Origin of the sequence: Clostridium sartagoforme (assembly GCF_039521405.1) — a bacterium.
Taxonomy (GTDB): Bacteria; Bacillota; Clostridia; order Clostridiales; family Clostridiaceae; genus Clostridium; species Clostridium sartagoforme.
Genome location: NZ_BAAACH010000016.1, coordinates 18,595 through 34,483, shown reverse-complemented (window position 1 = coordinate 34,483; position 15,889 = coordinate 18,595). Strand labels below are relative to the sequence as shown.

The following is a 15,889-nucleotide window of genomic DNA, read 5'->3' as shown; positions in this document are numbered from 1 at the left end:
GAGAATTGTTATTGACATTATAAAGATAAATAGTATAATAAAATTATACCACACCCCTGGGGGGTGGTGAAGGAGGGTAAAAATGAAAGTAGAAAAAGTTAAAATATCAGGTATGACATGTACTGCTTGTGCCAGTAGAGTTGAAAGAGTAATAAATAAACTTGAAGGTGTAGATAAAGCAAATGTTAATTTTGCTACAGAAACATTGAGTGTTCAATATGATAATGATAAAGTAAATAGTTCTGATATTGAAAAGGCTATTGAAAAAGCAGGATACGGAGTAGAAAAGAACACTAAGAATTATAGCTTTAAAGTTGAAGGAATGACATGTTCAGCTTGTGCAAATAGAGTTGAAAGAGTCACTAAAAAGGCTGATGGAGTTGTAAATTCATCAGTAAATTTTGCTACAGAAAAACTAAATATAACTTTTGATGAAAATAAAATATCTGTTAATGATTTAAAAAATATAGTAGAAAAAGCAGGATATAAATTAATAGTGGAAGAAAAGAAAGATGGTCTGGAAAAAAAGATTCCCGAGCATAAGAAGCTTTGGTATAGATTTATTTTATCTATTATATTTACAGTTCCATTACTAATAATAACAATGGGACATATGGCAGGAATGCGTTTACCGGAAATTATTGATCCTATGATGAATCCCTTGAATTTTGCAATAATACAACTTGTATTAACTGTACCTGTGATAATAGTAGGATATAAGTTTTATATGATAGGTTTTAAAAATTTATTTAAATTAAGTCCTAATATGGATTCTTTAATAGCTATAGGAACATCAGCAGCAGTGGTTTATGGAATATTTGCTATATATAAAATAAATATGGGAGATCATGACTATGCAATGCATTTATATTTTGAATCAGCAGCGGTAATACTTGCATTAATAACTTTAGGAAAATATTTAGAAGCAGTATCAAAAGGAAAGACTTCAGAAGCTATAAAAAAACTTATGGGATTAGCACCTAAAACTGCTAATATTATTAGAGATGGAAATGAACTTACCATTCCTATTGAAGAAGTGAAAGTTTCAGATATAGTAATTGTAAAGCCTGGAGAAAAGTTACCTGTAGATGGAGAAGTTGTTGAAGGTAATACATCAATAGATGAATCTATGCTTACAGGAGAAAGCATTCCAGTTGAAAAAAGTATAGGAAGTAAGGTAATAGGAGCAAGTATTAATAAAACAGGATTTATAAAATATAGAGCTACTAAAGTTGGAGATGATACAGCACTTGCTCAAATAATAAAGCTCGTTGAAGATGCCCAAGGAACAAAGGCACCAATTGCAAAGCTTGCAGATGTAATATCAGCATATTTCGTACCAACTGTAATAGCATTATCAATTATAGCGGCTTTAGCTTGGTATATATCAGGCGAATCAGCAATATTTTCATTAACCATTTTTATAGCAGTTTTAGTTATAGCATGCCCATGTGCATTGGGATTAGCAACGCCTACAGCCATCATGGTAGGAACCGGGAAAGGAGCGGAAAATGGAGTTCTGATAAAAGGTGGAGAAGCGCTAGAAACTGCATATAAAATTCAAACTATAGTTTTTGATAAAACAGGAACTATAACAGAAGGAAAGCCAAAAGTAACTAATATAATAACTCAAGGAATAAGTGAAGTAGAAATTTTAACATTAGCTGCTAGTGCAGAAAAGGGATCAGAGCATCCACTAGGTGAGGCTATAGTAAAAGCCGCAGAAGAAAAAAATATTAACTTAAAAAACATAGAAGATTTTAAAGCAATACCTGGACATGGAATAGAGGTAAGAATTGAGGGCAGTAGCATCGCATTAGGAAATAAAAAGTTAATGTTTGAAAGAGGTATAGAGTTAGGAGAGTTGCAAGCTAAATCTAATGAGTTAGCAGAAGAAGGAAAAACACCTATGTTCCTGGCTATAGATAATGAAATAAAAGGAATTATAGCAGTTGCAGATACAGTAAAAGAAAATAGTAAAAAAGCTATAAAAGCTATTCATAATATGGGAATAAAAGTAGCAATGATAACTGGTGATAATGAAAAAACAGCAAAAGCAATAGCTAAAGAAGTTGGCATTGATATTGTATTAGCAGAAGTTTTACCAGAGGATAAATCAAACGAGGTTAAAAAATTACAAAGTGAAAATAAAAAGGTTGCTATGGTTGGAGATGGAATTAATGATGCTCCAGCATTGGTTCAAGCAGATGTAGGAATAGCAATAGGTTCAGGAACGGATGTAGCCATAGAATCAGCAGATATTGTATTAATGAAAAGTGATTTATTAGATGTTATAAAAGCAATACAATTGAGTAAAGCTACTATAAATAATATAAAACAAAATCTTTTCTGGGCATTTGCATACAACGTATTAGGGATACCAGTAGCAATGGGAGTTCTTCATATTTTTGGAGGCCCACTATTAAATCCAATGATAGCTGCTGGAGCTATGAGCTTAAGTTCAGTATCAGTATTATTAAATGCATTAAGACTTAGAAAATTTAAATCTAATATTTAGTTTATAAAAAAATTAATTAAACTGCTGTTACCATTTCTATATATAATTAAACAAGAATAATAATATAAATAATTAAAAAGTTTACCTTAAATTCATATGAAGGTAAACTTTTTTATTAATATTATTAATAATGTAAAATAATTAAATATATGTTAAAATTAAAAGCATATATATGTTTCAACTAATATTTAACATCATTATTGATTTATAAAGTTAATAATTAATAAGCTTATTTAAGTGGAAGAGTTAAGTTGAAAACATATGCACTATTTATCTTTTTATATAAATTGATGAAGTACTATATTTAATTAAATTCTGTAAATTTTAAGAATAACTTAGTTAAGTGTAGGATTTTATTGTAACTTATATAAAAGTTTACATTAGGAGGCATGATGAAAAAATATGAGTAAAATAAACGAAGTTTATAATGCTTTAAAGGAATTAGAAGTAAAAATGAGTAATAGTATAACAGCAACTGAACTTAGCACTTTTATGAACTTAGATAGAGCTAATGTAAGCAGATATTTAAATCAGCTTTATAAAAGCGGTGTTATTAACAAAATTGAAGGACATCCAGTTAAATATAGTTGTGCTGTTGATAAAGAGGAAAAAGGAAGTACTGAACCCAAGAAAAGAAATAGAGAACTTAAAAGAAATACCTTGGATACTTTAGTAGGTTCGAAGTTAAGCTTACAAATGCCAATTCAACAAGCTAAAGCAGCGATATTATATCCTCCTAATGGGTTACATACTTTAATTTTAGGAGAAACCGGAGTAGGAAAATCAATGTTTGCTGAAGCTATGTATAATTTTGCAATGGAATCTAAAGTAATAAATAATGAAGCTCCTTTTGTAAGATTTAATTGTGCCGATTATGCTGATAATCCTCAGTTAGTTATGGCTCAGATATTTGGTGTAAAAAAAGGAGCATATACAGGGGCTGACACAGATAGAGATGGATTATTAAAAAAAGCCAATGGTGGGATATTATTTTTAGATGAAATTCATAGATTATCACCGCAGGGGCAAGAGATGCTATTTACATATATAGATAAAGGCCATTTTAGGGTTTTAGGAGATACTGAAAAGTTAGTTCATGTAGAGGCGCAAATTATAGCAGCTACAACTGAAGATCCACAATCTTTTTTGCTTAAGACATTTACAAGAAGGATACCAATGGTTATAACATTACCATCTTTAAAAGAGAAAAATATAAAGGAAAGGTATTATTTACTTAGAGAATTTATAGAGAATGAATCAAAAAGAGTATCTAAAAGTATTTATTTTAATAAGAATGCTTTGATATCGTTTTTACTATATGATTGTCCGAATAATATAGGTCAATTAAAAAGTGATATTCAACTTTCTTGCGCAAGGGCATTTTTAAAGTATAAAGCAAAGAGTAAAGACTATATATTAGTTGAGCAAGAAGATTTACATCAAAGAGTAAAAATGGGACTTATGAAGTTACAAGAATATAGAGAAGAAGTAGAAGAAATTTTAAATAATATGGGAGATGTTCTTAAATTTTCATATAAGAATAAAATTATACTAATTGAAGATGGAGAGACTTTAGAAGAATTTAAGGAAGGTACCATGTTTTATGATAGAATTGAACAAAAGATAGAAGAACTAAAAAATGATGGAATAGAAGAAAAGGAAATTGATGAAATCTTAAATATAGATATAGAAAAATATTTTAGAAAATATATAAGAGATTTACCTGAAAAGTTTAGACGAGAAGAAATATCAAAGATAGTAGATTTGGAAATTGTGGATTTAGTAGAGGAGATTCTTTTATTTGCATCTAATAAGTTGAATAGAGAATATGATGAAAAGGTTTATTTTGGATTAGCTCTTCATATTCAAGGGAGTTTAGAGAGAATAAGACAAGGGATAAAAATATTCCATCCTAAATTAAATTTTATAAGAGGTGAGTATGCTAAAGAGTTTATTGTATCCATGGAAGTTGCAAGTGTTATAGATAAGCGCTTTGGAATTGAAGTTCCTTTAGATGAAATTGGTTATATAACTATGTTTTTAGCAACTAATCCTTATGAAAAAGATACAATCAAGGATGAAAAAGTATCTGTATTAGTTATAATGCATGGTCATTCTACAGCATCATCAATGGTAGAAGTAGCTAATTCTTTAATTGGAGAAGAATATGTTGAAGCATTAGACATGCCTTTGAGTATGAAAGCAGAAGATATGTATAGAATTGCAATGAAAAAAATAAAAGAAATACATGTAGGTAAAGGAGTTTTTCTTTTAGTAGATATGGGATCTTTAACTAATTTTGCAGATATGATAAAGGAAGAAACTGATATCAATGTAAAAGCTATTGATATGGTTACAACTTTACTAGTTATAGAAGCTGGAAGAAAGGCTTTGAACGGACGAGGATTAAAAGAAATATATGAATCTTGTTTAGAGATAAAAAGATATGGGGTTCAAGGTGCGGCATCAAAAATTGATAGAAAAGAAAATATTGTGATTACTTCTTGCTTTACTGGGGATGGTTCTGCTCAAAGATTAAAAGAAATAATAGAAAATAATATGAATAATAAATTAAATATTAAAATTCATGCACTTAATATACTAGATAAAGATGATTTTTATAGTAATATAGAGTCTTTAGGTGAAAAATATAATATACTTGCAATAGTTGGAGTAATGAATACTTATGTACCAAATATACCTTTTATATCAGCAGCAGAAATATTATCTGGGGATGGGATAGATGATTTAGAAAAACTTATATCTCAAGAAGAAGAATATTATAAAATAATTGAAAGTATGGAAAAACAAATAGATAATATAGATTCTTATAAACTTGTAAGAAATATAAGAAAAGTATTACTTAATATAGAAGAACATTTAAATATTAAATTGATACATGAAGTAAAAATAGGAATAATGATTCACACATGTTTCTTAATAGAAAAATTAATGAAAGGTGGTAAAGAAACTCCTTTTGTTATGTTAAATGAATTTAGACATTCAAATAATAAAGAGTTTATACTTATTAAACAATGTTTAAAAATTTTAGAGGAAAATTATAAAATCAATATTGGAGAAAATGAATTGGCTCACATAGTAAAGATGGTAATTAACAACAAAACATCTGTGTAAAATCAAAAAACTCATAGACACTTTTTATAAAGTGTGTAATAAACATTTACACACTGAAAGTTTATTGTTTTATAACTGAAAATGACTAAATAAGGGCCTTTGACTATGTTAATAAATGATAATTTTATAAAATTAAATTTGGCATTAAAATTGCTTTATAAAATAGTGTAAGGAATTATATATAGGGAGGTAATTTAAATGAAGAGAATATTACTTGTTTGTTCAGCTGGAATGTCAACATCCTTATTAGTTAGTAAGATGCAAACAGCAGCTAAAGCTAAAGGTATTGATTGTACAATAAATGCTGTTGGAGAGGCAGAACTAAAAAAGCACGAAAATGAAATAGATGTATTATTACTAGGACCTCAAGTTAGATTTTTATTAAGTAAGATGAAAGCAAAATTTGAACCGCTAGGGGTTCCGGTAGAGGTAATCAATACAGTAGATTATGGAACAATGAATGGTGAGAAGGTTTTAAAACAAGCTCTTTTAATGAGTAGCAAGTAGTAATAAACGTAAAAGGGGTGGAGCCAATGGAAAAAATTATAATGAATCTAATAATCTTTAGTGGTGAGGCTAGAAGCTATGCAATGGAAGCTATGCAATTAGCTAAAATTGGACAAATTGATGAAGCAAGAGAATTACTAGAAAAGTCAAAGGAAACTTTAGGTGATGCCCATGCTACACAAACTAGCTTAATTCAGAAGGAAGCGGCAGGAGATAGGAGCGAAGTATCATTATTATTAGTACATGCACAAGATCATTTAATGACTTCTATAGTAGTGAAGGATTTAGCAGAAGAAATTATAGATCTTCATGAAAAGTTAAGTAAGGTGGAGTGTAAAAATGAATAAGCTAGGAATTTCTGTATATCCTAATAATTCTTCTGTTAATGAAATAAAGGATTATATAAGACTTGCTGCAAAATATAATTTTAAAAGAATTTTTACATGTTTAATATCTGCAAGTGATAAAGATCTTGATATTGTATTAGAAGAATTTAAGGAAATATTAAGTGTGGCTAATGAATATGATATGGAAGTTATAGCAGATATAGATCCAAATGTATTTAATAAGCTTAAAGCATCAATATTTGATTTAAAAGTATTTAAGGAAATTGGATTATCAGGTATAAGACTTGATATGGGGTTTAGTGGGTACGAAGAATCGGTTATGACTTTTAATGAATACGGACTAAAAATAGAATTGAATATAAGTAATGGAACGAAATATGTAGATAATATACTTTCATATAAGGCAAATTTAAATAATCTATATGGATGTCATAATTTTTATCCACATATATATACAGGTTTATCATATGATAATTTTATAAATTCAAGTAAACAGTTTAAAGAATTAGGGATAAGAACGGCGGCTTTTGTTAATTCACCTTCAGCAAAGTATGGACCTTGGCCAGTTTCAGAAGGGTTATGCACATTAGAGATGCATAGAGATTTGCCAATAGAAGTTCAAGCTAAGCACTTATTTGCAACAGGTTTAATTGATGATGTAATAATAGCAAATGCATTTGCATGTGAAGAAGAACTTAAAGCATTAAGTGAATTAAATAAGAATATGTTAGAGTTTACGGTTGAATTGATAGAAGATATAAGGGATTTAGATAGAAAAATAGTTTTAGAAGAATTCCATTTTAATAGGGGTGATTCTTCAGAATATATGGCAAGAAGCACTCAGAGTAGAGTTAAGTATAAAGGAGAAAGCTTCCCACCATACAATTTGGTAGATATAAAAAGAGGGGACATTTTAATCGATACGGATTTATACACTAGATATGCAGGAGAGTTACAAATAGCTTTAAAGGATATGAAGAATATAGGAAAAACAAATGTTGTTGCAAGGATAAGTAAAGATGAATTATTCTTATTAGATTATATAAAGCCATGGAGTAAATTCTCATTTAAACTAAAAGAATAGATAGTATTTAATCTAGTGTTTAAAAAATTCTGGCTTATGCCAGAATTTTTTTTGTAAATACTGAAATTAAAATAAAAAAAACATAAAATTATTAACATATTATTACACAAATAAAATTTAATACAAATTTGTGTAATACAATTACACAGAGGTTAAAAAATAAGTGTGTAAAAGATAATAGGCTCAAAGCTAGATATATCAATGGTTTAGAGAAAAAGACAAATTTAAAAAAGTTGGCATGCAAATTGCTTTATATATATAAGTAAGAAAAGACATAAATATAAAAAGCTTTTATGTAAAGGATTTTAAAATGTCTATTAACTGATTACTCTTTACAATGAAATTATCAGTAAAAAAATATTTAAGAGGAAATCAGTAAATATAAATCAAAATTTAAGGGGGATTTTAAATGGAAAAATTCATGAACTGGATGGAACGTTATATTGTTCCAATAGCATCTAAAATAGGTGCTCAAAGACACTTAGTAGCTATACGTGATGGTTTTGCTACAATAATGCCACTTATGATTATTGGTTCTTTTGGTCTTTTAATTCACAATTTTCCAATTCAATCAGTTAAAGATTTATTTGCAGCAGGTATGCCTTTACATTGGTTAGATGTAATTGCATTAAATGTTTATGGTGGATCAATGTTCTTAATGGGGTTATTCGCTGCAATATCAATAGGATATGCATTAGGTAAATCCTATGATGTCGATGGTTTTGCAACAGGATTAGTTACTTTAGCATCAAGCTTAATTTTAACAAATATGTTTGATTACAAAGCTCCAGTTACTTGGGGAGGATTTGATGCAGGAACACTTGGATGGGAACCAGGTTTATTTACAAAGTGGCTTGGACCTTCAGGATTAATTACTATTTTAATAGTTACTTTAATTACAGGTACAATTTTTGCTAAATTAGCTCAAAATAAGAAATTAGTTATTAAATTGCCTGATGGAGTACCACCAGCAGTATCAAGATCATTTTCAGCTTTATTACCAACAATGATTACTTTAACTTTAGTAGGAGTAGTATTTGCTATATTAGAAGCTTTAGGATACAAAGAAGTTTATATGCATGTTTACACATTAATACAAAAACCATTAATGGGTCTTGCAAATTCTTTACCAGTATTATTATTACTAATTTTTATACAACAAGTATTATGGTTCTTTGGATTACATGGATCAAATATATTAGCTCCAGTTATAAATGCAATATTCCTTGCATTAACAGCTGAAAATATGGCAGCTATAGCAGCAGGAAACACTCAAGGGATTAATATAATAAACAGCCAATTCTTAGATTCTTATGTTAATCTTGGAGGTTCAGGAATAACAGCAGCTTTAATGATAGCGATGATATTTAAATCAAAGAGTGCTATAAATAAATCAATTAGAAATATTGCAACTGGACCAGCATTCTTTAATATCAATGAACCAGTTATATTTGGATTACCAATAGTGTTAAATCCAATATATATTATACCATTTATATTAGCTCCAATGGTATCAGCAATAATTGCATATACATTAAGTGCAATGAATTTTGTTGCACCAGCATCAGCAGTAGTTCCATGGACTTGTCCTCCAGTTATATCAGCTATTTTAGCAACTGGCCAATGGCAAGCAGGTGCAGTAGCATTAATAAATATCGCAGTTTCAGTATTAATTTACTTACCATTCGTGGCTTATGCAGATAAGAAAAATTTAGAAACAGAACAAGCTGAAATTGCTTGTGAACAAGCAAGCTCATTATAAATTATAATAACGCCCTATAAATAATAATAAAATAAAATGAAAAGTAAAAAGGATAGTGTAAAAACTGTCCTTTTTGCACAAATTTTAGGAGTTGATAGTATGAAAAATTTCCTTTATAAATTTACACATTTATTTAGTTATTCAACAGAAAATAAAAATGATGAAGATGTTAAAAAAAGAAAATCTAAAGCAATAACTAATATTTGTGCAATAATAAGTATTTTATTATTTATATATTTGCTTACAGGATTAAACTAATAATATATAAATTTAAGGGTAAATGTAATTTCATTTATCCTTTTATTAAAGTAAGAATTATTTATTACTTATAAAATCTAATAGGACTGTACCATAAACTACAGTCCTATTAGATTTTCCAATGCTCCTTAAATTTAAGAACTTCATTTAAACTTTTTGTAGCCATTTGCTGTGTCAATACTATTTCATCTTCAAGCTCAGTAATTTTCTTACCTAATACTTGATCTAATATGGATAAATCTTCTTGAAGTTTATCAATTGTTGTAAATTTTTCAGATATAATGTTTAATACCTGAGTAATATCATTTTTAAATTTCATTTGCTCAGATTTCATAATCTGAACTTCAATTTGTAAGGAAGCCAAATTATGATTATTACTTAAGATAATATTTTTCATTTGATTTAAAATTTTAGGCAATTGTTTAAGCATTTCATTTGTTTCTTGTAAGGTAAGATCTGTAGGTTCTTTAACGTGAGATGTCGTATTTCCTAAATTTAAAGTTTTTTGTTCTTCCAATATTCATCACCTCATTATAATATATGATTTTAAATATATAAGTTGCAATAAATATTCTGTATTTAATAAAGGTATCTTAAAATAGAAAAGTTGAAATAATAATTAAAAATATAATTTTATAAAAAGCTATTAAGTTATTATTATTGATATTTTATGGTTACAAATAATATAATTTATATATAATAGTATATAAGTTGCAATAAGTACTTTATAATTAATTTAATTATTTCAGGACTTAGTAGCATTTAAGCAATTTATATATAAATAAAATAGTGAATTATTTCAATATTACTACTTTATTTAAAGAAATTATTAACTTAGTAAGACAAGGTGATGTAGGGGATTAATTGAAGTATATATAATAATATAAATAAATTTTAAAATCTATTAGTATTTTATTAATGAATTTATGTCATGGAGGAATAATTATTGGAAACTAATGCTAACATAATAGAAAAAATACATATCAACATAAAAAGACCTAAAAAGTTTATAGTTTTCATGCATAATGATGATTTTACAACTATGGAATTTGTTGTTGCTATTTTAAATGATATTTTTAATAAAAATATAGAAGAAGCTAATAAAATAATGATGGAGGTTCATAAAAATGGCAAGGGTATAGCAGGTATATATCCTTATGATATAGCTATATCAAAAGCTAGTAAGGCTATGGCTATTGCAAAGGGAGAAGGATTTCCATTTAAACTTACTGTAGAGGAGGAATGAAATGGATATTAGTAAGATAGTCAGAAATATATTGCTTAGAGCATATAATAAAGCAAAAGAAAATAAAGATGAATATGTAACACCAGAACATTTATTATTAAGTGCCTTAGAAGAAGAAAATTTTAAAGAAATAATTAATAAATTAAATGGAAATGTTGAAGAGTTAGAAAATGATTTAATGAATTATATAAATGAGTATGTAGAAAAACAAGAGGATGGAGATCCGGAAGAAAGTTTTGGAATAAGAAATATACTAATAGTTGCGACTCAGCAAGCGGCATTTAGCGAAAAAAGTGTTGTGACATTAGAACATGTAATAGCAGCAACTTATGCGTTAAAAGATAGTTATGCCATATACTTCTTGGAAAAACAAGGAATTAGTAAGCAGGAGTTATTATTTGAACTTTCTCATAATAAAAATGAAGAAGAAAATGTATCTAAAGATGCTATTAGAATAATAAAAACTACAAATAAATTAGAAAATAAACCCAATAAGAGTATTTTAAATAGTTATTGCACAAATTTAACTGAAGCTATAACTATTGGGGAAAATGATCCATTAATAGGCAGACAAGATATACTAGATAGAACAATCCAAATTCTTTGTAGAAGAACTAAGAATAATCCTGTTCATATAGGTGAACCAGGAGTTGGAAAAACTGCAATAACTTTAGGGCTTGCAAAGCTAATAAAAGAAGGAAATGTTCCTGAAAAGCTTAGAAATTCACAAATCTTTTCTTTAGATATTGGCTCAATACTTGCAGGAACCAAATATAGAGGAGATTTTGAAGAAAGAATAAAACAAATACTAGACGAAATAAAGACTTATGAAAATCCAATTGTATATATAGATGAAATTCATAATATAGTTGGAGCAGGTGCATTAAATGGTAGTTCATTAGATGGAGGAAATTTAATAAAAGGATATTTATTAGAAGGAAAGATAAGGTTTATAGGAGCAACTACATTTGATGATTACAAGAAATATTTTGAGAAAGATAAAGCACTTATAAGAAGATTTCAAGTTGTAGAGGTTAAAGAAACAAGCATAGAAGAAACAATAAAAATATTAGAAGGAATTAAAGAAAATTTTGAGGAATATCATGATGTTAAATATACTAAGGAAGCTATTAAAGCAGCAGTAGAATTAAGCTCAAAATATATTAATGATAGATTTTTACCAGATAAAGCAATTGACATTATAGATGAAGCAGGAGCTTATATTAATATAAGTAGAGAAATTTATAAAGATGGAGTAGTAAGCGAAAATATAATTGAGGAAATAATATCAAAAATATGCCATATTCCTAAAAAGACAGTTGAAAATACTGAGATAGAATCACTTAAAATATTAGAAGATGAGCTTAAGAGCAATATTTTTGGTCAAGATTTAGCTATAAAGGAAGTGACAAGATGTATAAAAATGTCTAGAGCAGGACTTAATGACGATAACAAGCCAGTGGCATCAATGCTTTTTGTTGGCCCAACAGGTGTAGGAAAAACAGAAATAGCTAAAGTGTTATCTAGAACTTTAGGAATAGAGCTAGTAAGATTTGATATGAGTGAATATGGAGAAAAGCATGCAGCTTCAAAACTTATAGGTTCTCCACCAGGGTATGTAGGATATGAAGAAGGGGGCCTTCTTACAGATACAATAAGAAGGAAACCTAACTCTATATTGCTTTTAGATGAAATAGAAAAGGCTCATCCGGATATATTAGGGGTATTGCTTCAAGTTATGGATTATGCAACCCTTACAGATAATAAAGGAAGAAAAGCTGATTTTAAGAATGCTATAATAATAATGACTTCAAATGCGGGAGCAAGAGATATTGGTAAAAATCTTGTTGGTTTTGGAAGAAATACAATAAAGATGGAAGCGGTAAGCGATGAAGTAAAAAGAGTATTTACTCCAGAATTCAGGAATAGATTAGATAAAGTAGTTATATTTAACCAAATAAATAAAGATATAGCTATAGAAATAACTAAAAAGGAATTAAATAAATTTAAAGAAAAGCTTGAGAGTAAAAATGTAAATTTAAAATTCAGTAAAGAGTGTGTAGAATTTATAAGTGAAAAAGGTCTATCAAGAGAATTTGGAGCAAGAGAAATATTAAGAGTAATAAACTCTGAAATAAAGCCATTGTTAGTGGATGAACTATTATTTGGAAAATTATCTAATGGAGGTCAATGCGAGATAAAAGTAAGAAATGATAAATTTGAAATAGAGAATTTAACTAAATAGTATTTATATAATAAGATGGTATGGATTATTTAATAATAGAATTCATATCATCTATTTTTATTCGTTGGAAATTATAAAAAGTTTATCATTAAAAGTTATTTGTAATTTTTTCTTTAGTTGACAAAAGGTAATATGTAAGTTTAAGTTGACTTGAAGTAGAACGCCGGAATAAGAAAACTTACATATGCTATTTTTTATTAATCTAAAATATTATGTACACAAATAATAAAAACATATATAATTGTATATGTTTTTAAATGAAATAAAGAGGTGGAACAAATGGACAAAGATATAACTAAAAAGCAAGAAGACATAATAAAGAAAGATATAAAGAAAGAAGAAAAGATATGGAAGGATATAGATAATAATGACTCTTTAGAATATCATTTAGATAAAATGACAAAAGACGAACTTATAAAAATTGCAAATAATTATTCAATTAAAGGAATTACTTCATTAAAAAAGTCGCAATTAGTTGAGAAGATAGTTAGTGTAATTGTAGAAAATATTGATTATGCCCTAGACTTATTAGACTTAGACGCATATGTGTATTTAGAAGAAGTTATAAAATTATCTGGTAAAAAACAATTTTTCTCATCGGAAATTATAAATGCTAATTATTTTAGAAATAGAGGAATAATGTTCACATCAGTAAGTGAAGGAAAACTGTATGCTGTAATCCCTAAAGAGTTATGTGATATAATAAAAAATAAATTTAATAATAAGCTAAAATTAAATTCAAAAATAAATTCAGAAGTTATAGAAATTTCAGCAGGAATTATATATTTTTATGGAGTATTAACTATACAAGACTTATGTAAATTTATAATAGATGTATATAAATATGATATTAGTATTGATAAAATTAAAAAATTACTTTTAGATGGAGAAGAATTAGGCTTTGATTATCAAGTTGAAGAAGATATAATTTATCATATAGATGTTGAAGATCCTATGTTTATAATTGAAGAAAGAAATAAGAATTCAGATGTGAATTTCATGAGCTTTGATAAAAAAACATTGTTTAAAGCATCTAAGCCAGATTATATAGAAGAAAATAAAGAAGGAAATAAATTAGAAAAGGTATTGAATGAGCTTTTTGTAATAGATAAAAAGATATTAAAAGAAGAGATAGAAAGTTTTTCTATAGCTATAAAAAATGAAGCACCATTGTTTGAAGCAATTGAAATTTTCTTAGAAGCATATGAAATAGAAAGTGAAGAAGAAAAAGAGATACTTAAAGAAGAGTTAAAAAAGTTAGCAATGAATGTTAAAAGGTGGACATTAAAAGGACATTCTGAAAGAGAAATAGAAAATAAGAAGAAAACAATCAAAAAGGAAAATAGTATAGGAAGAAATGATATATGCCCTTGTGGAAGTAATAAAAAGTATAAAAAATGTTGTGGTAAATAAAAAAGGGGAGTTTATAATATGATTTTTAAATATTTGATATTATTGTGGGGAGCTTTGGAGTTCATACTTGGAATAACTGTAGCGATAAAAAAGGATTTACTATTACTGAAATTTATTGTTGAAAGTTTATCAGTATTAAATAGTGATTTTGGAATGGATAAAATAAATAATATAAAGGTGTTTTCGAAGTGGTTTGGAGAAATTGTAACTTTAGAAGGATCTATATACATTTTTTTAGCTTCTGCGTCCATATTTTTTAATATGAGTATAATAATTGTTATAATCTTTATAATAATTATAGAAGTATTTTTCTTTAATGTAATAATAAATGGTATAAAAAATTTTGTTTAATAAATGAGGTTTAAAATGAAAGATAATAGATATCTTTTCGAAAACTATATAAATATAGGCAGAGATTTTGTAACAAAAAAAGAATATGTAAAAGCTTTAAAGTTTTATAAAAAAGCGTATAGTTTTTTAGAAGGTAAAAGAGATATAGAACTTATTTTAGATATGGCTATTTTATTTGATAAATTAGGATACAAGGAGCTTTCAGAAGAAAAATATAATGAGGTTATAAAATTAGAGAAAAATGATGCAAGAGCATATTATGGTTTAGGTGTTTTATATGATGAAGACGGATTCCTAGAAGATGCTATAGATTATTATAAAAAGGCTATTGAGTTAGATAATAAATACAATAGAGCATATTTCTATTTAGCCAATGCTTATGATGAAATAAGTGATAAGCAAAATGCTATAAACTATTACAATAAAACATTAGAGCTTGTTCCAGATGATTTATGGGCAAATGCTAATTTAGGGTGTATTTATGAGGAACTTGGAGAATATCAAAAGGCATTAAATTATATGACTAAAGCTTTAGACATAGATTCAAATAACTTTAGAATTTTATTTAATATGGGAGTATTACTTAAAAACATAAATCAAGAAGAATCCAAAAGATATTATGAAAAATCTATAGATGAAAACCCATATTATCCGTATAGTTATCTAAACTTATCTATATTATATAGAGAAAATAATGAGTTTAATAAAGCTATAGAAATAATTACAAAAGGAATAGAAAATAATAAAGATTCAAGTTTTTTATATTATAATAGAAGTTGTTTTTATGCTAATATAGGAGAACTAAATAAATCTTTTAATGATTTAGTAAATAGCATAGAACTTAATGATATGTTTTTTGAATATATGATTGAAGATAAAGAATTAGAAGCAGTAAGAAGTCTACAAGAATATAATGAATATTTAGAAAGTAAGCTATAGTAGTTTACTTTCTTATTTTTATGTTAAAAAAGTAACTATCAATAGGTATATTTAATAGTTAACTTAATAAATTTATCAAGAGTT

General features: G+C 27.1%; 13 protein-coding genes. 12 read left to right on the top strand and 1 reads right to left on the bottom strand.

Features of this window, described 5'->3' with window-relative positions; all coding sequences use genetic code 11:
- The first annotated feature begins 82 nt into the window (after positions 1 to 82).
- From ABDZ60_RS07650 to ABDZ60_RS07620, 7 genes are all read left to right on the top strand, one after another.
- Complete coding sequence (locus ABDZ60_RS07650; protein ID WP_047001544.1) at positions 83 to 2,518, top strand: heavy metal translocating P-type ATPase; 2,436 nt, start codon at positions 83 to 85, stop codon at positions 2,516 to 2,518.
- Between the two features lie 402 nt (positions 2,519 to 2,920).
- Entirely contained in the window at positions 2,921 to 5,653 is a 2,733-nt protein-coding gene (locus ABDZ60_RS07645; protein ID WP_047001543.1) for a sigma-54-dependent transcriptional regulator, read from the top strand.
- 198 nt (positions 5,654 to 5,851) lie between these two features.
- The gene (locus ABDZ60_RS07640) at positions 5,852 to 6,160 is read left to right on the top strand and encodes a PTS sugar transporter subunit IIB (protein ID WP_016206498.1); all 309 of its coding nucleotides are present in this window, start codon (positions 5,852 to 5,854) and stop codon (positions 6,158 to 6,160) included.
- 26 nt (positions 6,161 to 6,186) lie between these two features.
- Positions 6,187 to 6,507, top strand: a complete 321-nt coding sequence (locus ABDZ60_RS07635; RefSeq protein WP_016206497.1) for a PTS lactose/cellobiose transporter subunit IIA — start codon at positions 6,187 to 6,189, stop codon at positions 6,505 to 6,507.
- Positions 6,500 to 7,591, top strand: a complete 1,092-nt coding sequence (locus ABDZ60_RS07630; RefSeq protein WP_047001542.1) for a DUF871 domain-containing protein — start codon at positions 6,500 to 6,502, stop codon at positions 7,589 to 7,591. Before ABDZ60_RS07635 ends, ABDZ60_RS07630 begins: the two co-directional genes overlap by 8 nt.
- 409 nt (positions 7,592 to 8,000) lie before the next feature.
- Positions 8,001 to 9,353, top strand: coding sequence for a PTS sugar transporter subunit IIC (locus ABDZ60_RS07625; protein ID WP_047001541.1), 1,353 nt, complete (start codon positions 8,001 to 8,003; stop codon positions 9,351 to 9,353).
- 99 nt (positions 9,354 to 9,452) lie between these two features.
- A complete protein-coding gene (locus tag ABDZ60_RS07620; RefSeq protein WP_156174330.1) occupies positions 9,453 to 9,611 on the top strand; it encodes a hypothetical protein in 159 nt (52 codons plus the stop codon).
- 109 nt (positions 9,612 to 9,720) lie between these two features.
- Here the strand turns inward: ABDZ60_RS07620 and ABDZ60_RS07615 are convergent, their stop codons facing one another.
- Positions 9,721 to 10,128 (bottom strand): hypothetical protein, encoded by a 408-nt coding sequence (locus ABDZ60_RS07615; protein WP_016206494.1) that lies wholly within the window; start codon positions 10,126 to 10,128, stop codon positions 9,721 to 9,723.
- 429 nt (positions 10,129 to 10,557) lie between these two features.
- Between ABDZ60_RS07615 and ABDZ60_RS07610 the strand changes: the two genes are divergently transcribed.
- The 5 genes from ABDZ60_RS07610 (at position 10,558) to ABDZ60_RS07590 (ending at position 15,805) form a co-directional block, all read left to right on the top strand.
- A complete protein-coding gene (locus ABDZ60_RS07610; protein ID WP_047001540.1) occupies positions 10,558 to 10,857 on the top strand; it encodes an ATP-dependent Clp protease adaptor ClpS in 300 nt (99 codons plus the stop codon).
- Between the two features lies 1 nt (position 10,858).
- Entirely contained in the window at positions 10,859 to 13,102 is a 2,244-nt protein-coding gene (locus ABDZ60_RS07605) for an AAA family ATPase (RefSeq protein ID WP_016206492.1), read from the top strand.
- A gap of 279 nt (positions 13,103 to 13,381) precedes the next feature.
- Complete coding sequence (locus ABDZ60_RS07600; RefSeq protein ID WP_052953963.1) at positions 13,382 to 14,515, top strand: Rho termination factor N-terminal domain-containing protein; 1,134 nt, start codon at positions 13,382 to 13,384, stop codon at positions 14,513 to 14,515.
- Between the two features lie 18 nt (positions 14,516 to 14,533).
- Positions 14,534 to 14,866 carry a hypothetical protein gene (locus ABDZ60_RS07595; protein WP_343777280.1) on the top strand — a complete coding sequence of 111 codons (333 nt, stop codon included), beginning with the start codon at positions 14,534 to 14,536 and terminating at the stop codon, positions 14,864 to 14,866.
- 15 nt (positions 14,867 to 14,881) lie between these two features.
- Positions 14,882 to 15,805, top strand: coding sequence for a tetratricopeptide repeat protein (locus ABDZ60_RS07590; protein ID WP_343777278.1), 924 nt, complete (start codon positions 14,882 to 14,884; stop codon positions 15,803 to 15,805).
- The last annotated feature ends 84 nt before the right edge of the window (positions 15,806 to 15,889 follow it).